Genomic DNA, 22,025 nt, shown 5'->3' on the forward strand with positions numbered 1-22,025 from the left:
CGCTATTCAATATGGAAGGAATTAGTCGATAAAAGGAATAATAAGATAGTGTAATCCAAATGAGGAGTCTTCAAATGAGCTGTTTGCTCGGACGATGGGCTATGAGGTCGATGAGTTGATCGGGCGGTACCACCGGGATCTTTGTTTTTCCGGATTTGTGGACAGTCCGGCTTATGAACTGTTTTGGCGCAAGCTGATGCAAGGCATCACGTATCAAGACAAAATCGAGCGGCGGTCGGCGGACGGACAACAAAAGTGGCTCGAAGCGACGTATATGCCGATTTTCTCGGAGGACGGACGGCGTGTCGTCGGCGTGTCAAAAATTGCAACCGACATCATCGTTCGACAACAGGATGTCTTGCGGATGGCAGACGAATTGAATGCCACCTCAGCTTTTTTGACGGTGAAATCAGAAAGCGGACGCCAGGATGGACTCCATGTATTGGCAACCGTTCAGCAGGTCGAAGCGGAATCGACAGCAAATCTCGCGAATCTCGTCCAACTCCAGGCGCAGACGGATTCAGTCACCGATATCGTCACGACAATCCGTGACATCGCCGCCCAAACCAACCTGTTGGCCCTGAATGCAGCGATCGAAGCGGCGCGCGCCGGTGAACACGGACGCGGGTTCAACGTCGTCGCGACAGAAGTCCGCAATCTGTCCAATAAAGTCTCGCTATCGATCGGTGAAATCAAGGAGAATATCGAAGGGATCGTTCAACGGATTGAGGAAGTCTCAACGAGCATTGAACACATCTCGTTAAAAGTTAAAACAAGCAGCGGACAGCTCGAACAGACGGTCCGCGAATTTGATCTCTTGGCGGATTCTGCCAAGCAATTGGAGCAACAGGCAAAAGAATTTGTGCGGGTGTTATGACGCCTGCATGGTTTTAATGACTCATTCCTGCCTTCTTTCGTGTGATTCTGACAAGAGTCATCCGGAAGAAGGTCTTTTTACGTCAAAAATACATTATACTAAGCAGATGTTTGATGAAATCGAAAGTAGCCTGGCTACTCAAAAAAGGAGGGCTGGTCATGTCAGTCCCGACGCCTGTTACAGCACGCCAGTACGGCCTGCTGGCATATCCGCTGATCCTGTCGAGTATTTTGACGCCGTTGCTTGGCGTCACCGATACGATTACGATCGGACAGACCGGGGATGCGGTCGCCATTGGTGCGATTGCGATTGGCGCCGTGTTCTTTAACACGATTTACTGGCTGTTCGGATTTTTAAAAGTCAGTACGACCGGCTTCAGTGCCCAAGCGAGCGTCCATCAGGATGAAACGGCGTTGCACTTTGCTTTATACCGCCCGGTTTTGCTCGGCTTCCTGATCGGACTCGTACTGATTCTTTTACGTGTTCCGTTGACGGCAGGGGGACTTTACTTACTGGCAGCACCTGAAACCTTGTTGCCGGATGTCACGACGTACATTGATTACCGGATTTATGGGGCACCGTTCGTCCTGGTCGGATACGCGGTCCTCGGCTGGCTGATCGGACAGGGGCAGGTGAAACGTGCTCTGTTGATTCAAATATTCAGCAACCTCATCAATATCGTCCTCGATGTCGTCTTTGTCCTCGGCCTCGGATACGGTGTTGCCGGTGTCGCGATTGCGACACTCGTCGCTGAAATCAGTATCGTCGCTTCCGGATTCCTGATCATGTTCCGGCAACTCGCCTGGAAAGCCGTCTATCGCGATCTCTTATTTCATGTCCAGGCGTACCGGCAGTTTTTTACCGTCAATGCCGATTTATTCGTCCGGACTATTTTTCTGTTGCTCGTGACCGGCTGGTTTACCCGGACCGGTGCGCAATTCGGACCGGATGTGCTGGCGGCCAACGCCATCTTGTTGCAAATCCAGTATGTGATCGCCTACTGGTTCGGAGGACTCGGCAGTGCTTCGACGATTCTCGTCGGACGGGCGCGGGGGCGGCGTGATGAAGCCGGTTACCGGAAAAGTCTTTCATTGACACGGCAATTCGGGATCGCTTCCATCGTGTTGATGATCGGACTGTTAGCCGTTTTCCAGGATGCCTTCCTGCGGCTGTTTTCAACCGATCCGCTCCTGCTCGACGTCTCCGCCCTGTATTATGGGTGGATTCTCGTCTTTCCGTTGACCGGTGGATTTGCGATGCTGTACGAAGGGGTCTTTTCGGGACTGGCCCGGGCAAAACCGGTCCGGAACTCGATGATTCAGGCTTTTCTTGTGTTCGGACTATTACTGCTGTCGATTTACTGGATCGGCAATCACGGGGTCTGGCTCGCATTCATTGGTTTCGGTCTGGCACGATCGCTGTCACTCCATCTGGCGGAGCGCCGGCTGAACCTGACATTTGAACGACCGGACAAAAAAACGGATCTTCCTGTTTAACGATCAACAGTGAAGATCCGTTCTTTTATCGTATTACTTTTAATTTGTTTTCGTGCATCAACCGAATCCCGGATATGTATGATGTAACGGCGTCCCTTTTGATAACCCGAGCGGGGCGGCTTGATCCGGAGTTCCTTGCCGTCAATGACTTCAAGCTCCGTCTGCATCCGTTCGCCGGTCGAATCCGTGATCGTGACCGTCCGGTCCGAGACTTGTTCCGGACGCAGTCCTTTCGAGAATTCGATATCAAACGTATGATACTTCGAAATCGTCCGCGCACGAGACTTGAAGTGGGGGCCGTCCGTCTGCTCGTCGAGCGTACAGTAACACCCGGTGAAAAGTAAGCAAACAGTGAGGATAATGGAAAATAACGGTTTCACAATCAAGCTCCTTTCAGCATATTTTTCATTATAAGACAAATAATGGGAGGGTTCAATCATTCTCGGGACGGATTCTGAAATAACCCTTCAAGACAAGCCGTGGGTGATGGTATACTCAAGCGAGAGAAAGGCAGTGGTAAAACATGCAACAGACAGATCAACGCGAAATCATCGTTTCCATCCGGACGAGTTACGATTTCAAAGCCGATGAAGGACGTGCCGTCCGTGTCGTCGAATTTCACGGACGCCGGACGACCGTCATCGATACGTTTAAAAAATCAACGCCGAAACGGATGATTCTCCTCGAGATGATCCGCGCCGTGCAGTCCTTTAAAGAGCCGTTCCATATCATCTTTAATGTGGAATGCAACTTCGGTTTCAAGTACCTCAACGATGAACGGAAGTGGGAAAACCGCGATCTTGGAGATACGTTCAACGAATTGATTCAAGCAGGCGGACATACGATTGAGCTCCGCGACTGTTCGTTTTATGAAGGCGGCAAAGACTTGCAGAAGTGGCTGCTAAATATCCTGAAAAAAGCGAATTGACCTTTTACAGACAGATGACGTTCACGGGACGGTCATCTGTTTTTTTGTTGTTGCCATTCCCGTCGTCTGCAAATATGTGGTAAATTTAGAGGATAGAAAAATGACAACTAGATCGACATCACCGTCAACTATTTCGTGAAGAGGTGGAATTATGAACAAAGAAGATCATCAAATTGCCCGCAAGCTCGTATCTACGTATTTGACAGGGACTCAAATCTCGACGATTCACCTGACAGGCTTTATCAGCATCGAACTGATTAATCTTTATGATGCCACGATTCCAGATATCTCAATCCGGATTGAAACCGACCGCTTGTATTACGGGGATGTCGAATCTTCGAAGGACTGGGTCGTCCGCCATATGCCGAAAGAAGAGATGCTTCACTTGATTGTGACGTTACATACCGAACGAATCATTGCCGTCCGAATCGGAAAAGCCGCTCCTCATCTGTTCATCACCTTCAGTTCGGGAAAAACGCTTGTGATCAACGGGTCGGATACGTATTACGAATCATGGGCCATCGATATGACGTTACCTGATAAAGGCCTTGTCTCGATTGTCGCCGTACCGGGCGATGAACTGGCAGTTTTCGCTTCCGACAATACGCTTTTGCATAATCAGACACATGAGTGATCAGCTTCAAAAGGCACTTCTGACCGCACGCTCCGTTATCGAAAACCGTTATCCGGATTGTGACGCCGCTTTACTCGCCGGAAGTTTTGTCCGGGGACAGGCGACTGCGACATCCGATTTGGATCTCGTCGTGTTTTATGAATCCGTTGCAGCTTCTTACCGGGAATCGTTCACCTTCGATCAATATCCGGTCGAAGCATTCATCCATTCGAGTACGACCATCCGGGAGTTTTTCCGGCAGGACCGGGAACGCGGACGTCCGTCGATGCAACGGATGGTCGCAGAAGGTCTCGTCGTACGGGATCATCCGGTGCTTGTGCCTCTGAAAACACAAGCCGAAACAGAGTTACTTGCCGGTCCGCCGGTTCTTTCGCTTACTGAAATGAACCGGGCCCGGTACTCTTTGACCGATCTGCTCGATGATTTCATCGGCGTGAGCGACCGGACGGACGGGCTCGGAATCGCTGCCCGGTTGCTCGAACAAGCGACGGACTTCCGGTTGCGGGCTTCCGGTCACTGGACGGGACAAGGGAAATGGCTGATCCGCAGTCTGGCAATCGTCGATCCGGTCGAGGCCAAACGATTGACGGACGCTTTTAATGTGTATTTCCGATCCGATCAAAAACAGGCTGTCATCGATTTGGTGGAACAGTGGCTCGATTCGCATGGCGGTCGTTATTTTGACGGTTTTTCAATCGGAAAGTGAGAAAAGGGGAGAGGCGGATGCTAACTATTCGGGAAGGGACGGAAGAATCCGCTCCCTACAAAACGTTTCTGCAGGAAAAAATTCGGACGTATAATAATGAACAATCCCCGCACCATGCCAAAAAACGCCGTGCTGCGGTATATCCCGTCCATGTGATGGTATTCGAGGAAGAACAGATTGTCGGAGGAATCTATGGGGAAATCTATTGGGGTTGGCTTGAGATTGAATTTCTTTATCTACCGGACAGCTTACGTGCGCAAGGTCTCGGCAGTCAACTGTTACACCGAATCGAAACTTTAGCGCGTCAATCCGGGGTTAACCGCGTTCTTGTGACGACGTTTTCTTTTCAGGCGTATGACTTCTATCAAAAATACGGATACGAGACAGTCGGCGTGATCGCGGACTATCCACCCGGATTCTCGCACTACACACTCGTCAAACACTTTATTCCGTCTTCAGGTTCGGCATGAAGAAACGGATTTGGTTGTTCTTGGCTATGATTTGTCTCGCTGGCGGATTGCTCTCCTCACTGAAACAAACGGCACAGATTGCTGCTTATGGCGTGACGCCTCAAACGTTGATCGATGTCATGAATCAGTATCCGGCGAAGGTTCCGTTCTCGACCAAACAGGTGTACTGGATCGAACCGCTCGGTGACAGCCATACGATTGCATTCGTCAAAACGGAAAAAGCGCATCTGTTACTCGTGTTGCAACAAACGGACTCGACCTATCGGATCGTCCGCCTGATCCGCCAAGCGCCGCAACCAAACGACTGGTTTGAAGGACGGTTACTGGAAATCGAGCAAAAACGTTATTTGGCCGTTTACGGGGAAAATCGCTCCCAAAACCTGAACCGGTTGACGTTTGATCCGTATAAAGCGACTTACGACGGGAAACAGGAACGGAACGTACCGCTGAAAGACATCAAACGGACGCTGGATGTCCGGAAAAAGGACAGTTTCCATACGATTCAAGCCTTGCCGGAAGCCTTTCCCCGGTCGCTCTTTTTTGATATTCATGCTGTCGATGCACAGGGCAACGAACAGTTGCGCCGGTTGTCGAATACGCTTGACTGAAGTCTCCGGACTGGGAAGAGCCGTCTTGCGTTCGGTATACTGAAGATAGTTAAGACAGAGGGGGACATAGTATGTGGATTGTCATGAATCAACTGCGTGTACAAAACGGAAAAGCCGATCAAGTCGCGGCACGTTTTCAGACGACAAAAGGAATTGAGCAGATGGAAGGATTTGTCCGGATGCAGGTCTTAGTGGATCTCAGTCAGGATGAGCATGATATCGTCACCATCATGACGACGTGGGACAAACAGGAGCATTTCCATGCCTGGCAGGCGAGCCAGGCCTATAAAGGTGTCCATAAGAAACGGGACGAAGGGACTTCGGAAGTCAAACCGCTTGTCCTGTCAAACGCTGTCACGGAATATGCCGTCGTCGCCGATCATACCCATGCTTAAGCAAAACCGTCTTTTCCCATGAATGGGAAGAGACGGTTTTTGTCTGGAGTGGATGATTCGGAAAGCGGGTAAAAGAATTAAAATTGAACCTCGAGAGGTGACGGAAGATGGCGACACGTAAAGGCATCGTTTCCGGTTTGACAGTTTTGTTCGGCATGATGTTCATCATCGGTTTTTTCCTGTCCGGCGGTTTTGTCTACCTGTACTTTTTTGCCCTGCTGATTGCCTGCGCGTCCTTTTTACGGGAGCGGCTGACGCGCGGGGAGTGGTTGCAGGAAGGAATCGCCTTTATCTTGTTTTGTGCGGTCATTTTCCTCGTCGAACAGCTGATTTTTTAAATCATTTGACCTGATAGGTATCAAGCAGCAAATCGCGCCCTTCTGCAGGTAACTTAAAGCTGATTTTCCGGTGGACATCTTCCAGATAGATATCGGTTTTTTTGATTCGCCGGTCGAGATAAATCTTAAATTGTTGCGCTTTTCCGTCCTTCATCAACGTTAAGTACGGTCGCTCGGCGAGTCGTCCTTTCCGTTCGGTCTCTTCGCTTGTGTTAATCAAACGAACCAGCTGTTTCGATTCTTCGAGTGAAGTCTCGATAAACGTCTCCGGTGCCAGCAGATTCGTCTCGTGTTGGCCACCGTCCCGGTCTAATTTCATTTTCGGGAATGGACGGTCATGAAACAGGGCGAGCCGCGGTACCGAATAGTCCGCGTCGATCAGCTCGTCCGGCGGTACGTTCAGACCGGACGGCATCTGTTGTTCCTGCTTGACAGTCAGCTGATAACGGGTCGTTTTTCCCGTTTTTTCCTTGACCGTGACCGTACCGTAAACCCCGTCTGCATGCGGCGTCTCCGTAAACTCGATGGTAGCCGGTTCCTTCGAAGCGTGAATCGCGGCACGATACCGTGCTTGACCGATCAGACTCAGCTGAAGTTCGTACGGTTCCTGAATTTGAATATTCGATTCGAGAACAAGCGGAACGGTCCCGACGAACGGTGTCAGTTCCATCACATTCGTGACAATCGTCTGTTTCGTCTGTTCGTTCGTGGCCCGGACGACAAGATACCCCGTCGTCGGAACGATCAACTGCCGCGCGGACTTCATGAATGCGTACCCGGATACCCGGACCGATTCCTCGAATTCCGGCGATAGCGGATGAATCTTCACCTGACTTTCAGGTGTCGTCAGATCATCCGATGAGAAGCGGTCCTGTTTTTTCGTTAATTTGTGGAATCCCGGCTTTGAAATATAATCATGGCAGTATAAGAAACGGTCCTGTTTCGTTTTCAAATAGACTGCCTGCACCCCGCGCGATTCCGGGAATTGGCTGACCAGATTCACAAAGTATTGTGTCCCGACAGAATAGTCCTTCGGAGCCGGAACTTTTTTTGTCGCACATACCTGTTTGATGAGGACGCCAATGGCCGGATCGTCATCCTTGAAGTCTGTCAGATTCAATGTATCGTACACTTCGGGCAGATACGTATATTCAATCGGTTTGGCGTCCGGACTGCATCCGCTCAACAGAATGGCCGCTATGCTTAACAGCACGATTTTCCGCATCTTCAGTCCTCCAGTTCAGCGGCTAAAGCGGTCGCCAGTTTCCCGGACAGCTTCGCCGTTTTTTTGGTTCGGATGTCTTTGACATAGAAATCGGTTTTGTTCGCCCGTGTTTTGAGATACAGATCAAACGTCTGGACTTTTCCGTCTTGAATCAAGGTCAGGTAACGGATATCTGCCCGACTGCCTTGCGATTTTTCCAGTGTGACGTCTTTTAATTCATCTGCGATCCGCTTCGCTAACTTGTCGGATATTAACGACAGTTGCCGGAAGTTGCCGTCACGTAATGCTGCCTCGTTCGGATGAAGGAACCCGTGTATTTCTTTGTTATCGGTGCCGATGCCGTTAAACCCGCGGACAGGCAGGTCTTTGACGATCGTCTCGTAACGCAGGGAAATCGTTTTATGCATCGGCTCTTCCGGATCCTTGGATTGGAGCGTCAAGTAGGGAATCGTTTTGTTTGCCGGTAAGACGTCAGGGAGCGGGTAATAGGTTAATCGGGCCGGTTGTTTCCCGTGTTGCGTCAAAAGATCCTGCTGATTTTCATACAAATCATCCTTCAGTAACAGCGTATAGGTCGTAGACGGGAGACCATCTGTCGTCTTTTCGACGGACAGTTCCAGCTTTTGATAGACAAACGAAGCCGGTAATCCAAACAGCGGTTGCTGTTGACCGTCTTCCTCCTCCAGAAAAACGACTTGACCCGTTACGGGAAATTGAACGAAGCCCCGTCGGATTTGTCCGGTTCCGTCGATGACCTCATGTTTCCGTTTCATCGCCTTTTCAAAGGTCCGGGTCGTCAAAACCGGTTCCGCGACTGCTGAGAACTCTTGCCCTTTCGTCTGCTTCAGCCACGGATGGTCGTTCAGCTGAATCGAATGCGTGGTCAGACGAGATGTCTTCGGCGAACGGCACGTCAGGTAATAGTCATCGCCTGTCGCAATATACTGCAGCTCGATCGGCGCGGTATAGTTCCCGAGTTGTTGTAAGTTAAAGTAAAGACCATATGTATCGAGCGTCCGGTAACGCTTCGGCATCTTAACGATATGCTTTTTTTCTTCACATGTCTGCAGCAGGCGGGCAGACTGTTTTTTTGAAACCGGTTCATAGGCTTCATCTGTAAAATTAATGGCTTCCCAATATGTGGGGGATCGTTTTAACTCCAACAGCCGCTCCGTGCCGCATCCGGTCAGGAATAAACTGCCGATGAGACTGATTGCGAGTACAGATTTCTTAATGATAATCGCTCCTTCATTCTTTTAACAATATTTTACCATGATGATACCCTTTTAATTCCATAAAGATTCAAATCTGAAAACAGTTTAACTAAATTTAGCGAGAATTCTCCAGCCTCTCAGGGCGAAGCCCAGCGTAGGTGGGAGATGAATCGCCCTGTTTTTCCAGACTGAGATTGTTGGATACAATCAGTGTAACGAATCAAAAGGAAAGGTGTGATTGCGTTGCTGAAGGCGTACAAGTTTCGACTCTATCCGACGAAATCCCAACAAGAATATTTCGTGAAGACGTTCGGTTGTGTCCGTTTCGTCTACAATAAGATGCTCGAAGAGCGGATCCGATTGTATGAAGATTCGAAACTGAACCCTGACGCGAAACAGAAGCTCCCAACCCCGGCGAAGTACAAGCCGGAATTCCCTTTCCTCAGAGAAGTCGACAGTCTTTCCCTTGCGAACGCTCAGATGGATTTAAACAAGGCGTATAACAACTTTTTTCGAGATCCGTCTGTCGGGTTTCCGAAGTTCAAATCGAAGCACAACGCCCGTGCCTCTTACACAACAAATAATCTGAAGGGGAGCATACGAATCGAAGATCGTAAGGTGAAACTTCCTAAAATAGGTTTCGTAAAGTTGAAGCAACATCGTCCGTTCGATGGTGTGATCAAGTCCGCTACGGTCTCGATGACGAAGACCTCAAAATTCTTCATCTCCATTCTTGTCGATCAATCCGAAGAGCAATGGGTTCTCGCTAAGAAAAAAGTAGGAATTGACCTTGGTCTGGAACACTTCGCCATCATGACAAACGACGAGTGGACTTCTGAGAAAGTTGAAAATCCTCGTTTCCTTCGAAAGTCCGAAGAGAAGATCAAGAAGGCACAACGTGCCTTGTCCCGCAAAAAAAAGGGGAGTAAGAATCGAGACAAGGCGAGGATCATCCTCGCCAAGAAGCATGAGAAGATTGTAAATCAACGTCAAGATTTTCTTCATAAGCTGTCGAAACGGATCGTTGACGATAACCAAGTCATCGTCGTCGAGACACTGAAGTCGAAGAACATGATGAAGAACCATACGATCGCCAAATCGATCGGAGACGTCAGTTGGTATGAGTTCGTCCGGCAGTTGGCCTATAAATGCACCTTCTACGGACGAACACTGATCAAAGCGGACCAATGGTACGCCTCAACGCAAATCTGTTCTTCTTGTGGAACGAAAGGCGAGAAGAAAACGTTGGATGTGCGCGAGTGGACATGCCCTTGCGGGGCGCATCATGATCGAGATATCAACGCAAGTATCAACTTGTTGCTGTTAGCAGACTAAAACCCCTTCAGGGTGGGAACCACCCGATGAGCTTGGTCAATAATCGTAGCTCGTAAAAGTACGGTCTTCCCAAGAAGCTCCCACTTCAATTTGCGAAGCGAATAAGTGATGAGTAGTTCACAGTTAAGATGTTAGTTTTATGGTGCAACCGGGTATTCTGTAATTATGCACGGAAGTTCGACCAACTAAAACAACGGGGGTTTTCACAGATGGGTACATTTATTCAAGCAGTTGACGGAACAAAGATTTACGTGGAAGATATCGGTTCGGGACAACCGGTCGTTATGTTACACGGATGGCCGGCCAACAATAACATGTTCGAATATCAAAAAAACCGTTTGCTTGAAGAAGGGTACCGTTACATCGGCGTCGATTACCGCGGCTACGGAAAATCGGATGCGCCGGCTACAGGTTATGACTATACGACGATGGCGTCGGATATCAACGAAGTGATTCAGCAATTGAAATTAACGAACGTCACCTTACTCGGTTTCTCGATGGGCGGCGGAATCGCTTTAAAATACCTCTTGAATCACGGAGAGTCCAATGTCTCAAAATTGATCTTAGCAGGCGCAGCCGCACCGATCTTCACGCAACGCGACGGTTATCCGTACGGTATGAAGAAAGAGGAAGTCGATGCCTTGATTGAGGACACGAAACAGGACCGTCCATCGATGCTGAAAGGATTTGGGGAAATCTTTTTTGCGAAAGAGCATCCGGAACCGCTCCTGCAATGGTTCCATAACCTCAGTGTCGACGCCTCTTCCCACGGTACGATCCAGTCGGCGATTGCCTTACGGGACGAAGACTTACGCGACGGTCTGCCGAAGATTTCGGTCGATACGCTCATCATGCACGGTAAAAAAGATCAAGTCTGTCCGTTCGAATTTGCCGAAGTCATGCATAAAAACATCAACGGTTCACGTCTTGAAGTCTTTGAAGAGAGCGGACACGGGATGTTCCTCGACGAACGCGAGAAGTTCACGGAAACACTGGTTGCGTATTTAAAATCAGGTCAAACGGTCTAATTATTCGACACAAAAAGGCGGACACAAAAGTCCGTTTCTACGAAGATCAGGGGAACAGATTCTAAATCTGTTTCCCTGATCTCTTTTTGAATATAACAATCCGTTTTCGGAAAAGATGACGTCTCGATCCGTTTCGAATTAAGGTGCTTCTAATTCTTCGCTGACTTGTCGTGCCAATTCCCCTGACAATCGTGCACTTTTTTTCGTCCGTTGATCCTGCAAATAAAGATCCGTCTTATTCGCACGTTTTTTCAGATACACGTTAAACGTTTGCGTGTTGCCGTATTCAAGCAATGTCATATACGAAAAGGGTGTCCGCGTACCTTGCGGCTCTTCCAACGTCACAGCCTTTAACTCTTCCGTCATCGCCCGGGAAAGTCGTTCCGGCAGGATGACCATTTCACTGAGTTTCGCCTTTTCAAACGATTTCATCGTCGGATGGAAGTAAGCCGTGATTCCGTGCGGCTCCTCTTCAAGTTGGTATTCCTTGACCGGACGGTAAAGTGGCCGATAACGAACAGACAGCGTCTTTTCTTCCACTACCCGTTCTTTTTTTACGCCTTGCATGGTTACGAAGGGCACGGTTTGATTGACCGGTAATGTTTTCGGCAAGGAAAGTTGCTTCGTTTTGATCCGGGTCGATTTGTCGGCTGTCATGATTTGTCGATCCGTCATGTCCCAACCGTCACGTGAAAAAGTCAACGAGCGGGACGTTGATCCGTCGATATGACGGCGGCTCACCAAATAAAACTCGCCTTGCTGGTGAAGGGACGACAGCGGAATGTTTCGAATGATGTGCTCTTGACCGGACTCTGTCATGACAAACAACAACTGTCCCGAAATCGGCAATTGAAACGCATGGTACGGCTTCAAATCCTTCGCACATTCATTGTCTGCGCTCATTTCCTGATTGACGGATACATGTCGGTCCATTTGTTCTTCTGTCAACGGAATCGAGACAGGTGCTTGAAGGGCGACATGATCCGAATCCTTCGTCAAGCGGACCCACGGATGGTCCGACGCTTTCACCGGATGGACACGCAAGTCCTGTGTCTTCGGCGAGCGACATGACAGGTACATCTGATTGCCCTGTACCAAATAAACAATCTCGGTCGGAAACGGCGCAATTCCCAGATTATTTAACGTAAAAAACATGCCAAATGTCTCTAATGTCCGATATGATTTCGGAAGAGACACCGTTTTGTTCTGCATACAGGTCCGCAACATTTGGTTCTTTTGTTCAACGGGGACTTCCTGATCCGAGTATTCGTCGGAAACAAAGGAATAGGCGGACCAATTGGAAGGGACAGGCTGAAGATCCAGCAAACGTTCTTGCCCGCAGCCGGTTAACACGACGCTGGATAGAAGCGCGAGAATCCGTACATTATTCTTGATGATAATTCCTCCTTTAATGAATTATCCATTATATTACCATGTTCACGAGATCATCTTCCTTTTTTTAAACATATTCCCTAAACGAAAAACAGGCAGAAAAGATGAGCGATTCACCTTTCTGCCTGTTGATTCAGACCGTATATTTCTTAATGAATCGTCGGTCGATCCATTGTTTGAAGTACCAGCTGAGCCGGTTGGTTCGGTAAAATCGGCCGTACAGCAAGGTGGCCTGGCGATGACCGAGTGCAAGCAGCGTCAAATAATACCGTTGCGGTCGAAACGTCCGTAACGGTTCGTCGTTCACGAACCGGATTAAATTCTGAAGCAACAGCGGAGCCTGGCGCACCGCCGTCACCCCATTCTTCGGTGTTTCCGGGTATGCGGTCAGAGTCGCACAGTCCCCGACGGCAAAAATCGACGGATCCTCGAGCGACTGCAGTGTCTCGTGCACCAGTAAAAATCCGCGCGCATCACAGTACAAGTCGGATGCCCGGAACAGTTCGGTTGCACTGGCGCCGCCTAAAAATAAGACGGCATCTGTCTCAATGGAATGCCCGGACCGCAAGTGCGCCGTTTGACCGTCCAGCGTTTCGAACCGGTCCACGATTCGGTTGACGCCCAGCTGATCGAGTCGCGCGGCCAGTTCCGGACCTGCCGGATGACCGCTGAGCAACGGCTCTTCATGAATCAGGGTGACCGGTGTACCGTTTGACTGAAAGGATGCGGCCATCTCGACTGCCGCTGCACCACTGCCGACGATGACAGGGGAGTCGGCACTCCGGAACGTCTGGAACGCATCTTCCACCCGATAGTTCGGTTTGATCGTGACATGAATCGGGGTGCTTGCTTCCCAGTCGCTCGAACCGATGTTGCAGGACACGATATCATATGGGACGACCCGTCCGGACTGACAAATGACCTGTTTGCCCGCGGCATCGATCCGCATGACCCGGTCCTCAATCCATGTCTTACCGTGCCGTTCACATAATGCTTTGACATCGATGCGGGTTTCGTCGAGTGTATAGGTGCCGTCTGCTAATCCGGAGAACATGCCGGAATAATACTGATAACGGGAGGGGGTGACGACAATCCAGTCGATTTCCGGATGACTCCCTTGTTTGATGCATTCTAAATGCGCATGACCTGCGCCGACTAAGACCATTTGCTTCACGACATTCACCTACTCTTTTTAAAAATTCGCTGTCTCTGAGACTGTTATTCCCTTATGCGGAATAGCGTAATCGTTCCTCTTCAGAGGAACAGACGAAGTGATGTTGCGAGCGTAACGGTCATCAACAGGAAGACAAGATCCCATCGTGTCACGACCGGTCGGACATAATAGGTCCGGTCGACCCGAAACTGACGGGCTTCCATCGCAATCGCAATCCGTTCCGAGCGGATGATACTCGTCGTAAACAACGGCAGGCTGATTGCGAAAAATGTCTGCCACGGCCAAATCGACCGTTGTTGCCGGATTCGGCGTGCCTGACGGATGGTCCGGATCGCCTGACGGAAAATCGGAATGAAGCGAAGTCCGGTTAAAAATCCGTAAGCCAGACGGACCGGTAGCCGGCATTGATGAATCAGACTCATGACGAACCGGGTCGGGTCGGTCGTTGCGACGAACGTTATACTCAACAGGACAAAAGCAAACATTCGCGTTGCGACGAGCCAAGCGTGAGCAAGACTCTCTTCCGTGATCCGGAACCAGCCGAATGTCCACAATTCCGTCTCTCCTTCACCGAATGCCGCCATCATCCAAAATGTCAACAGAAATAACAGACTGTAAGGGATGAGCCGTAGCAACAGTATCGACAGCCGCCAACCGGAACAGGCTACACCGACGGCTGCAAACAGAAGCAGGGCGAATGTTACCGGCAGACGTGACGTCGTAATCAGCACCAGCATGACATACACCAGTGTTCCAAGCTTAACCGCCGGATTAATGCGCGCGAGCAGTGAATCGTTTTCCTGCATGGTGTTTCACCTCCTCGCGTTGCTGATAGCGTACCGATAGAGGACGGATCAACTGGTTATGCTCAAGCAACGATTCGTTCCGGAACAATTCATCCGGTGTCCCGTCAAACTGAATGTGCTTCTCGCCGATGACGACAACACGGTCGGCGTAACGGTGGACCAGTTCCATATCGTGCGTCACCATGATGAGCGTTGTCCCGGCTGCTCGGGCTCGTCGCAAGACTTCAACCAATTGTGCCGCCGTCTCGGCATCTTGTCCGAAAGTCGGTTCGTCGAGTAACAGGACCGCTTTTCGTTCGAGCAGCATCGTCGCGACACTTAAGCGTCTTTTTTGTCCGAGACTAAGTGCAAGCGGGGACTGACCCGCGACATCTGCCAAGCGATAATACTGTAAGGCATTGTTCAACTGACCAGGTGTCGGGGATGTACAACTGATCGTCAACTCGTCCAACACCGTCTGTTTCAGAAACTGAAACTCAGGTTGCTGGAAGACGAAGCCGACCTGCTGGTAAAACGTCCGGTCCCGCCATTTTTTCAAAGGCGTCTGAAACAGCTTGATCGTCCCACTTTGCGCCGGCAACAGTTTTGCCAGCGTCTCAAGCAGGGTGCTTTTACCGGCACCGTTGCGTCCGACGAGCATGATCCATTCTCCGGCGGACGCGGTCAGCGAAATCCGGTCGAGAATCACCCGTTTGCCATGCGTGATCGTCACATCGGTCAAATCAAACGTCGTTTCGTTTGCCACCGGACGTCTTGCGACGGGCGGGTTATTCAGAAACCGCGCTGTTGCGACCGTCAGCGGAATCGTCTCGAGTGTATAAGGATAGAGCAATGGCGACATGATACCGTGCCGGATCAGTTCCTCCCGTTTCTCTTCGAAGACTTCAAGCGGGGAACCGTCAAGCCTCAGCTGTCCTTCCCGAAAGACCAACACACGGTCAGCAAACGTCACACATTCTTCCAGTTGATGTTCGATCAACACCAGTGTCACGTTCGGATTGTGATGCAATTCTTCAATCAGCTCCATCATCAATCGGCGGCCGTGCGGATCGAGTTGCGCCGTCGGTTCATCGAGTAACAGGATGTCCGGTTCGAGTGCCAACACACAGGCCAAAGCAAGCCGTTGTTTCATCCCGCCGGACAGTCCGGCAATTTGCGTCGTCAAGGCGAGGTCGAGTCCAACCCGTTTCAACACCGTTCTGATTCGTTCTTCCATTTCATCGCGGGGAATACTCCGGTTTTCCAGACTGAAGGCGATTTCCGCCCCGACCGTCTGCATGCAAAACTGATCGTCCGGCTGTTGAAACAGCATGCCGACGGTTCCGTCTGCGCGCCATTCACCGGTGACTTCCGCCTCAATCGTTTCCGGCATCAGACCGGCAAGCGTATGCAAGAAGGTCGTTTTGCCGCTGCCGCTCGGACCAATCAATAAGGTCGTCTCTCCTTGCCGGAGCGACACGGTCAAGTCGTTTAAAACATCTCGGTCTTGATCCGGATAGCGGACGGTCAGATTCCGGCACCACATCAGGCAGCCCGCCGTTTCTGTTGTCGTCCGACGGCGTAACCGTTCAGCGTTCCCGTCTTGACGAGTGAGTCGACGATGATTTTCGCGAGCAATCCGCCAAGTAATGCCCCACTGACCAGTTGCAGGGAAAACGTCAATAGCAGTGTCGTCGTCGTATAGTAGGCGAACCCATTGACGACCAGACTATAGACCATACTTCCGACAGCCGCAAACATGCCCGACAGCATCAAGGTGAAGGTGTTGAAGGTCCGGTAGCCGACTAACAGAAAAGCAACCTCAGCGCCAATGCCTTGCGCAAGTCCAATCAATAAAGCCGATAAACCGAAGTGACTGCCGGTAAACAGTTCGACCGCGGCTGCGACGACTTCGGCAATCAAAGCCGCACCTGGTTTTTGAACGATGTAGGCGACGAGGGGACTGGCAATGACCCAGATGCCGAACATCCAGTTTGAGCCGACCGGTCCGAAGATGGCAGAGATTGGCAACCATAACGTCGACCAGCCTAAGTAGAGAACGCCGCACGCAACCGCTAGCATCATCATGACGATAATTTCTTTCATTTTCCAACTGTTCATAATCAGTTCTCCTTTAGATGTACATCCGCAAGGAAAGCACAAAAAGACCGCCCTCTAGAAAAGAGAGCGGTCGCGTCAACTGTCCGGGGACAGAAAAAGGGCACGAATGGGTCCGCTCCACTTTCCTACGCTAGTATGAACTAGATCAGGTTCAAAGGGTCCGAAGTGAATCGTCTCAGCCAAATGGCTCCCCTAGTGGATGTATAATGTGGTGTACAGCTTTCACTGTACGTCTGACGCTCCGACTTGTCAATCCCCATTAAAAAACCCCTCCGCGAGGGGAGGGGAGAAATGATTATTCTTTGTCTTCTTTGTTTTCTTCAGCTTGCTCTTCAGATGTTTCTTCTGAATCATCTGTTGATGCATCTGCATCCGCTGCTTGTGCTTCAGCTTCTTCGATTTCTTCAAGTTCAGCTTCAAGTGTCGATTCAACGACTGCTGCAACTTGGATGTCACCTTCTGTGACGACACGGAAATCTTTTTCTTCCGGAAGATCAGCAACTGTGATTGAATCACCGATTGCAAGATCCGTTACATCGACTTCGATGCGTTCCGGTAATTTATCTGGTGTTGCGGCAACTGTTACTTTAAAGAGTGTTTGTGAAAGGAATCCGCCAAGTTTTGCACCGGCTGCTTCGCCGACGAGGACGATATCCGTCTCAACTTCTGTTTCTTCATCCATTTTAACCGCGATGAATTCAACGTGTTTAATCGTTGGTGTAAAGATATCCATATCGAGCTTGTTAATCAAAGTGTTGACCTTTTTACCGCCGATTTGAAGAGCAACCAAGACGTTTTCGCCGTGATCACGAATGACTTTGACCAATTCTTTTTCGTCGAATGAAATCGGTGTGCTTTCCACTTTGTAGCCATACACGACACCAAGAGCTTTTCCTTCATGACGTAATTGCTTTCTAAGTGAGCGTGGGCGTACTTCGCGTTCTTCTACTTTTAATGTTACTGACATGTTCATTTCCCCCTTGAATTTGGTATAGCCCTCAAAAGGTAATGAATGTAGGAGTGGAACAATAGGTTCCAACAGAAATTCATGCGCTAAATGCTAGTTCAACTGGATTTCATTCAGAAATGAAAAACGAAGTGAGTAAGTAGCATTTCTCTCCCAGGTCATTACGCTGATATTGAGAAACAATAATTGAAAAGCGACCGTGTTGTACGGTGCTAATGTAGATATACCCCTGTCTTTCAAAACTTAAAACCTTTTTTTCTGAATTTGATTGTCGAAAGACCTTCAAACCTCTTGATAGACAACGGATTGAAGGTCCTTCATTTTTTTAAGATTTCCTTTGATTTGTGTGGTTAATCACCTGCTGAATCGATAAAAGCGGGAGAATCGAGCAGACGGACGAGTTCACGAATCGTTAAAATATCCGGCTTCTGATCCGATAAGACGGCATCAATCATCGTCGCTTTGCGATCTTGTAATTCCGCCATCTTTTCCTCGATCGTTCCGGTCATCAACAGCTTGATCACTTCGACCGGTGACTGCTGTCCCAATCGATGAGCCCGGTCAGCCGCTTGTTGCTCGACGGCCGGATTCCACCAACTGTCGTACAAAATGACGGTATCTGCCGTCGCCAGATTCAGACCGGTCCCGCCGGCCTTCAAGGAAATCAGGAAGAGATCAACTTCACCGGCATTAAACCTTTCACACAGTGCGACCCGGTCCTCAACCGGTGTCTCACCCGTCAGCAGAAAGTGGGCACTTTGTCGTGCTGCCAGTCGTTCCCGAATCCGGGCCAGCATCTTCGTATACTGGGAAAAAATCAGCAGACGGTGTCCGGCGGCTAATTTTTCTTCAATTAACGTCAGCAGACGTTCGAGTTTTGTGGATTCGCCTGTATAATCTTCGACAAACAGCGCCGGATCACAGCAAATCTGCCGTAAGCGGGTCAAACCGGCCAGCAACTTAATCCGGTCCTCACGTTTCGTTTCATCCAAATGACGCAATGTTTCCAGTTGCAGTTTAGATAAGTAGGAGGCGTAAAGCTTTTTCTGTGTCGGGCCAAGGTCTGTATAGTGATGGACAATCTGCTTCTTCGGTAAATCCTGCAACACCTCATCTTTGGTCCGCCGCATCAGAAACGGACGGATGAATCGTTTGATCTCGTCATGCGACCACGTTTGAAACGTCTGTAAGTCCGGCAGCAAGGAAGGGGAGATGACTCGGAAAATCGACCAGAGATCATCGGTCCGGTTTTCAAGCGGCGTTCCGGTCAAGGCAAACCGACGTTTCGCCCGAATCCGGCGCAAGCGGACAGCGGTTTGTGACGCCGGATTCTTCAGATGTTGTGCCTCATCAAAAATTACGACGTCGTATTCGACGGCCTGGTGTGCCTCCATGTCGGCTCGTAACGACGGGTAGGAAATCAAAAAAATCCCGTCCGCTGGTACTGTCTCGATTTGGTCCAAGCGGTGCTTTCGCGCTCCGGTCAACAGATGGACCATTCTCGTCGGGGCAAATCGCGTGAGTTCCGCCTGCCAGTTATGGAGCAGGGAGGCCGGGGCGACAATTAAGACCCGTCCCGGCGGCAGCGTCTCAAGATACCCAATCGCCTGAATCGTTTTCCCGAGTCCCATCTCATCCGCTAAAATCCCGTGCCCGTCGTGTCCGGCGAGATTCGCCATGAACTGGATCCCTGCCCGCTGATATGGATACAAGTGGCGGTCGAGTACTTCCGGGAAGTTCAGGTAGACTCCTGTTCCATTTTTCAGCTCGAGCCATCGTTCTGTTAATTGTTTATGGACATGCAAGAAGGAGGCGCCGACCAGATGTTTGAGGTTCGGCAGAGCCGGCGCGCGCAACACCGCTTCAAGTTGGTCCTGCTCTGCTGCTTCGAGTTGTCGAAAGACGCGTTGCAACTGTTCAAACGCCCGGTTCTCAAACGAGACAAACTGACCGTTCTTTAACCGGTGATACGTTTTCCGGGTGACAAGCGACTGCAAGACCTGTTTCAGTTCGACTTCCGGAATCCCGTCCATGGAAAAGCGGAAGGTTAACCAATCCAGGCGGTCCGTCGTGTCGACGTCGATCCGCGGATGGAACGGTCCGTTCGGTAAGGATTGGCGGATACTTTCCGTCACTTGAACGACGAGTTCACCGTAAACGACACGGGGATCGAGCAAACCTTTCAGAAATTGATATTCCGCCGCTTCTTCCTCTAATCGATAGCGACCGTTCCGCTCGAGCTCGAGGAAGCCACTCTCCGTCACGTAGCGGAGGACTGCTCCTTCGAGCGATACATCGCGCCCGAGCCAATTTGTCTCTTGCAACGGATTGATCCGAACTCCCTGATAGCTAAACGTCACGAGCAGTTCAAGTCCACCAGCTTCCCGGTCCAGCGCCAGCTCGACCGTCGGCGGACCGCTGACGAGCCGTTGTTTGAGCGGGGGACTGAGCCAGACATCGGCAAGATTCCGTAAGTGGTCACGCCTTTGTAAAAGTCGGTCAAAATACATTGGGCTGATGATAAAACGTTGTTGCGCCGTGATGCTTTCCATCACAATCGCCGAACCGTTGACATCAAATCTGATTTTTGCCCGTTCTGCTTTACTTAATGTTTGCAAATAAGCCGTCACCGCGGCATCTTCGGTCTGCCGCGTCGTCGCAAACGGACGGATTAATGATTGATTTCCGCCAGGTGTGCCGTAGACTTGCACATGATGCATCGCTAGCAACACGGCAACGATATGTCCGCAAAACGATTGATCCATCGCAAGTGACGGACAGTTGCAACCGGCATCGACGCCGTGTTCCTTGACGCGAACGGTGACGGTGAACAGGTCTTCGCCTTGAACGGCGGCTTCGACAAGCAAGTCACCGGATTGGTAGTTTCGCAGCGTGACTTTTTTAGCGGCGACATAGCGTTTGCCGCGACGGAACGCATAGGTATCCGACATTTGTTTGATTTTCCGTTCACTTAGTCCATAATTCATCTCGTAACTCCTTTCATCAGGATATAGGTGACATAATACAATTATCGTTCACTATCAAATAATTCAATCGCCCGTTTTTTCTCTCGATCACCAATATGGGCATAAACCTGGGTCGTTGCGACTGATTCGTGACCGAGCAACTGTTGAATCGTCAAGACATCGACCCCGCCGGTCGCGAGGCGCGTTGCGAATGTATGCCGTAATTTGTGCGGCGTGATCTGTTTCCGTTCCAAAAACGGCAAAACCGGACGCAAGCGGTCGACGTGCCGCTTTAAGATATGTTGGACCGCCCGGGGGCTCAGTGCTTTTCCTTGCTTCTGAAAAATCGGTTCAGGTCCCCGCATCGTCAAACTGTAATGCGCCGCAAATTTTCGCAGAGCGACCCGGACCGGTTTCGCGAGCGGGATGACACGTTCTTTGTTGCCTTTCCCGATGACGCGAATCGTCCCTTCATGGAAATCGACGGCATTCCAGGTCAATTGTGTCATTTCGCTGAGCCGCATCCCGCTGTACCCGAGCAGCTGAAACAACGTGATATCCCGGACGCGATCCCGCTCATAATGCGTGGCTTCCCGGGCATTCATCTCGACGTTCGACGGCAACAGCTGCATCAGTTCGTCCCATTCGCGTTTCGTTAAGTAAACCGGATCCCGTTTCGCCTGTTTCGGACGATTGATTTTCGCGACCGGATTTTCCGACAGCACGCCGATATCAATCAAATGCCGGAATAACGACTGCAAGGCCGATAGTTTCCGGTTGATGACACTCGGGGCATTTTGTTTCGTTAACGCTAAGTATTCCGCATAAGCGGCAATCCCGGACCCGTCAATTTCAAGAAACGCTTCTTGCGTGATATCCCGCGCCTGAATTGATTCTCCCGATGCTTCCGCAACGAACTGGAAAAACGAATCAAAATCGTAGACATACCGCCGCATCGTTGCTTTCGAGAAATTTTTTGACGCCAAGTGATCGATATAGGACCGGATGAAGTCCGGCATCCGGACATACCCCGGCAGATCCATCGTATGGGCGGGAAGGGGTATCGGTTTTACTGTTTTTCCTAGGTTTTTAAACAAACTCATCATTCTATCCCCTCTCTGTCATGAGTATACCAAACGTTGGTAGACGGCACACTAGTTTGCGTGAAATAGTTATTTCACGCAACGTTAAATTGTCAGACAGGGAGCGCTCAGTTGCATCGAAATGGGTGAAGACGGGTAACCATTCGACTCGTTGCAAATCAGCTTTTTATCGTTATAACGACAATTAAATACAATAATAATATTATGTAAACTAATTAGATGATTATTTTTCACAGAAAATCATTTCGCTCTCAGTTGCATCG

Annotated in this window: 22 protein-coding genes and 1 riboswitch; of the genes, 11 read left to right on the top strand and 11 right to left on the bottom strand. The window is 50.1% G+C overall.

What is annotated here, in order from left to right:
- Window positions 1-79 precede the first annotated feature (79 nt).
- Both ABIC15_RS08570 and ABIC15_RS08575 read left to right on the top strand, forming a co-directional pair.
- The gene (locus tag ABIC15_RS08570) at window positions 80-877 is read left to right on the top strand and encodes a methyl-accepting chemotaxis protein (RefSeq protein WP_354020555.1); all 798 of its coding nucleotides are present in this window, start codon (window positions 80-82) and stop codon (window positions 875-877) included.
- A 158-nt stretch (window positions 878-1,035) separates the two neighbouring features.
- A complete protein-coding gene (locus ABIC15_RS08575) occupies window positions 1,036-2,373 on the top strand; it encodes an MATE family efflux transporter (RefSeq protein WP_354020467.1) in 1,338 nt (445 codons plus the stop codon).
- Here the strand turns inward: ABIC15_RS08575 and ABIC15_RS08580 are convergent.
- Window positions 2,370-2,753, bottom strand: a complete 384-nt coding sequence (locus ABIC15_RS08580; protein ID WP_012370444.1) for a hypothetical protein — start codon at window positions 2,751-2,753, stop codon at window positions 2,370-2,372. The genes ABIC15_RS08575 and ABIC15_RS08580 overlap by 4 nt on opposite strands.
- A 143-nt stretch (window positions 2,754-2,896) precedes the next feature.
- Between ABIC15_RS08580 and ABIC15_RS08585 the strand changes: the two genes are divergently transcribed.
- The 7 genes from ABIC15_RS08585 to ABIC15_RS08615 all read left to right on the top strand — a co-directional run bounded on the left by ABIC15_RS08585 (window position 2,897) and on the right by ABIC15_RS08615 (window position 6,452).
- Window positions 2,897-3,301, top strand: a complete 405-nt coding sequence (locus ABIC15_RS08585; protein ID WP_012370445.1) for a hypothetical protein — start codon at window positions 2,897-2,899, stop codon at window positions 3,299-3,301.
- A gap of 151 nt (window positions 3,302-3,452) precedes the next feature.
- Entirely contained in the window at window positions 3,453-3,935 is a 483-nt protein-coding gene (locus ABIC15_RS08590; RefSeq protein WP_012370446.1) for a hypothetical protein, read from the top strand.
- Entirely contained in the window at window positions 3,928-4,641 is a 714-nt protein-coding gene (locus ABIC15_RS08595) for a nucleotidyltransferase domain-containing protein (protein WP_354020468.1), read from the top strand. The genes ABIC15_RS08590 and ABIC15_RS08595 overlap by 8 nt, the downstream gene beginning before the upstream one ends.
- 17 nt (window positions 4,642-4,658) lie before the next feature.
- A complete protein-coding gene (locus ABIC15_RS08600; RefSeq protein WP_012370448.1) occupies window positions 4,659-5,111 on the top strand; it encodes a GNAT family N-acetyltransferase in 453 nt (150 codons plus the stop codon).
- The gene (locus ABIC15_RS08605) at window positions 5,108-5,719 is read left to right on the top strand and encodes a hypothetical protein (RefSeq protein WP_012370449.1); all 612 of its coding nucleotides are present in this window, start codon (window positions 5,108-5,110) and stop codon (window positions 5,717-5,719) included. The genes ABIC15_RS08600 and ABIC15_RS08605 overlap by 4 nt, the downstream gene beginning before the upstream one ends.
- A gap of 71 nt (window positions 5,720-5,790) precedes the next feature.
- Entirely contained in the window at window positions 5,791-6,114 is a 324-nt protein-coding gene (locus tag ABIC15_RS08610; protein WP_012370450.1) for an antibiotic biosynthesis monooxygenase, read from the top strand.
- Between the two features lie 107 nt (window positions 6,115-6,221).
- Entirely contained in the window at window positions 6,222-6,452 is a 231-nt protein-coding gene (locus ABIC15_RS08615; protein ID WP_214849230.1) for a hypothetical protein, read from the top strand.
- Between the two features lies 1 nt (window position 6,453).
- Here the strand turns inward: ABIC15_RS08615 and ABIC15_RS08620 are convergent, their stop codons facing one another.
- Window positions 6,454-7,677, bottom strand: a complete 1,224-nt coding sequence (locus ABIC15_RS08620) for a hypothetical protein (protein WP_354020469.1) — start codon at window positions 7,675-7,677, stop codon at window positions 6,454-6,456.
- Between the two features lie 2 nt (window positions 7,678-7,679).
- Window positions 7,680-8,840 (bottom strand): hypothetical protein, encoded by a 1,161-nt coding sequence (locus ABIC15_RS08625; RefSeq protein ID WP_354020470.1) that lies wholly within the window; start codon window positions 8,838-8,840, stop codon window positions 7,680-7,682.
- A gap of 294 nt (window positions 8,841-9,134) precedes the next feature.
- On the opposite strand from ABIC15_RS08625, the gene tnpB reads away from it, so the two are divergent.
- Together tnpB and ABIC15_RS08635 are read left to right on the top strand one after the other, a co-directional pair.
- Window positions 9,135-10,226, top strand: a complete 1,092-nt coding sequence (tnpB, locus tag ABIC15_RS08630; RefSeq protein ID WP_354020471.1) for an IS200/IS605 family element RNA-guided endonuclease TnpB — start codon at window positions 9,135-9,137, stop codon at window positions 10,224-10,226.
- A gap of 209 nt (window positions 10,227-10,435) precedes the next feature.
- Window positions 10,436-11,254, top strand: a complete 819-nt coding sequence (locus ABIC15_RS08635) for an alpha/beta fold hydrolase (RefSeq protein ID WP_012370455.1) — start codon at window positions 10,436-10,438, stop codon at window positions 11,252-11,254.
- 138 nt (window positions 11,255-11,392) lie between these two features.
- Here the strand turns inward: ABIC15_RS08635 and ABIC15_RS08640 are convergent, their stop codons facing one another.
- From ABIC15_RS08640 to ABIC15_RS08675, 8 genes are all read right to left on the bottom strand, one after another.
- Complete coding sequence (locus tag ABIC15_RS08640; RefSeq protein WP_354020472.1) at window positions 11,393-12,409, bottom strand: hypothetical protein; 1,017 nt, start codon at window positions 12,407-12,409, stop codon at window positions 11,393-11,395.
- 370 nt (window positions 12,410-12,779) lie between these two features.
- On the bottom strand, window positions 12,780-13,811 hold the full coding sequence (locus tag ABIC15_RS08645; protein ID WP_354020556.1) for an FAD-dependent oxidoreductase: 1,032 nt from the start codon (window positions 13,809-13,811) through the stop codon (window positions 12,780-12,782).
- A gap of 89 nt (window positions 13,812-13,900) precedes the next feature.
- Window positions 13,901-14,626: an energy-coupling factor transporter transmembrane component T family protein gene (locus tag ABIC15_RS08650; protein ID WP_354020473.1), complete on the bottom strand. Its 726-nt coding sequence runs from the start codon at window positions 14,624-14,626 to the stop codon at window positions 13,901-13,903.
- Window positions 14,592-16,151: an ABC transporter ATP-binding protein gene (locus tag ABIC15_RS08655; RefSeq protein ID WP_354020474.1), complete on the bottom strand. Its 1,560-nt coding sequence runs from the start codon at window positions 16,149-16,151 to the stop codon at window positions 14,592-14,594. Before ABIC15_RS08655 ends, ABIC15_RS08650 begins: the two co-directional genes overlap by 35 nt.
- Window positions 16,151-16,726: an ECF transporter S component gene (locus tag ABIC15_RS08660; protein WP_354020475.1), complete on the bottom strand. Its 576-nt coding sequence runs from the start codon at window positions 16,724-16,726 to the stop codon at window positions 16,151-16,153. Before ABIC15_RS08660 ends, ABIC15_RS08655 begins: the two co-directional genes overlap by 1 nt.
- A gap of 105 nt (window positions 16,727-16,831) precedes the next feature.
- A riboswitch (TPP riboswitch) is annotated at window positions 16,832-16,930 on the bottom strand.
- 91 nt (window positions 16,931-17,021) lie between these two features.
- Window positions 17,022-17,693, bottom strand: coding sequence for a 50S ribosomal protein L25/general stress protein Ctc (locus tag ABIC15_RS08665; RefSeq protein ID WP_354020476.1), 672 nt, complete (start codon window positions 17,691-17,693; stop codon window positions 17,022-17,024).
- Window positions 17,694-18,043: 350 nt separating this feature from the next.
- Window positions 18,044-20,680, bottom strand: coding sequence for a DEAD/DEAH box helicase (locus tag ABIC15_RS08670; protein WP_354020477.1), 2,637 nt, complete (start codon window positions 20,678-20,680; stop codon window positions 18,044-18,046).
- Window positions 20,681-20,721: 41 nt separating this feature from the next.
- Window positions 20,722-21,762 carry a tyrosine-type recombinase/integrase gene (locus ABIC15_RS08675; RefSeq protein WP_234944518.1) on the bottom strand — a complete coding sequence of 347 codons (1,041 nt, stop codon included), beginning with the start codon at window positions 21,760-21,762 and terminating at the stop codon, window positions 20,722-20,724.
- Window positions 21,763-22,025 lie beyond the last annotated feature (263 nt).

Origin of the sequence: Exiguobacterium sp. PvP048 (assembly GCF_040549175.1) — a bacterium.
In the GTDB taxonomy this organism is placed as follows: Bacteria; Bacillota; Bacilli; order Exiguobacteriales; family Exiguobacteriaceae; genus Exiguobacterium_A; species Exiguobacterium_A artemiae.

Excerpts from the sequence above, each read along its gene's own strand:
- ABIC15_RS08595 (WP_354020468.1), top strand. The coding sequence starts at position 3,928 with ATGAGTGATCAGCTTCAAAAGGCACTTCTGACCGCACGCTCCGTTATC.
- ABIC15_RS08585 (WP_012370445.1), top strand. The coding sequence starts at position 2,897 with ATGCAACAGACAGATCAACGCGAAATCATCGTTTCCATCCGGACGAGT.
- ABIC15_RS08655 (WP_354020474.1), bottom strand. The coding sequence starts at position 16,151 with ATGTGGTGCCGGAATCTGACCGTCCGCTATCCGGATCAAGACCGAGAT.
- ABIC15_RS08620 (WP_354020469.1), bottom strand. The coding sequence starts at position 7,677 with ATGCGGAAAATCGTGCTGTTAAGCATAGCGGCCATTCTGTTGAGCGGA.
- ABIC15_RS08575 (WP_354020467.1), top strand. The coding sequence starts at position 1,036 with ATGTCAGTCCCGACGCCTGTTACAGCACGCCAGTACGGCCTGCTGGCA.
- ABIC15_RS08645 (WP_354020556.1), bottom strand. The coding sequence starts at position 13,811 with ATGGTCTTAGTCGGCGCAGGTCATGCGCATTTAGAATGCATCAAACAA.
- ABIC15_RS08660 (WP_354020475.1), bottom strand. The coding sequence starts at position 16,726 with ATGAACAGTTGGAAAATGAAAGAAATTATCGTCATGATGATGCTAGCG.
- ABIC15_RS08670 (WP_354020477.1), bottom strand. The coding sequence starts at position 20,680 with ATGAATTATGGACTAAGTGAACGGAAAATCAAACAAATGTCGGATACC.
- ABIC15_RS08640 (WP_354020472.1), bottom strand. The coding sequence starts at position 12,409 with ATGTTTTTTACGTTAAATAATCTGGGAATTGCGCCGTTTCCGACCGAG.
- ABIC15_RS08590 (WP_012370446.1), top strand. The coding sequence starts at position 3,453 with ATGAACAAAGAAGATCATCAAATTGCCCGCAAGCTCGTATCTACGTAT.
- ABIC15_RS08635 (WP_012370455.1), top strand. The coding sequence starts at position 10,436 with ATGGGTACATTTATTCAAGCAGTTGACGGAACAAAGATTTACGTGGAA.
- ABIC15_RS08610 (WP_012370450.1), top strand. The coding sequence starts at position 5,791 with ATGTGGATTGTCATGAATCAACTGCGTGTACAAAACGGAAAAGCCGAT.
- ABIC15_RS08615 (WP_214849230.1), top strand. The coding sequence starts at position 6,222 with ATGGCGACACGTAAAGGCATCGTTTCCGGTTTGACAGTTTTGTTCGGC.
- ABIC15_RS08605 (WP_012370449.1), top strand. The coding sequence starts at position 5,108 with ATGAAGAAACGGATTTGGTTGTTCTTGGCTATGATTTGTCTCGCTGGC.
- ABIC15_RS08665 (WP_354020476.1), bottom strand. The coding sequence starts at position 17,693 with ATGTCAGTAACATTAAAAGTAGAAGAACGCGAAGTACGCCCACGCTCA.
- ABIC15_RS08600 (WP_012370448.1), top strand. The coding sequence starts at position 4,659 with ATGCTAACTATTCGGGAAGGGACGGAAGAATCCGCTCCCTACAAAACG.
- ABIC15_RS08675 (WP_234944518.1), bottom strand. The coding sequence starts at position 21,762 with ATGAGTTTGTTTAAAAACCTAGGAAAAACAGTAAAACCGATACCCCTT.
- ABIC15_RS08650 (WP_354020473.1), bottom strand. The coding sequence starts at position 14,626 with ATGCAGGAAAACGATTCACTGCTCGCGCGCATTAATCCGGCGGTTAAG.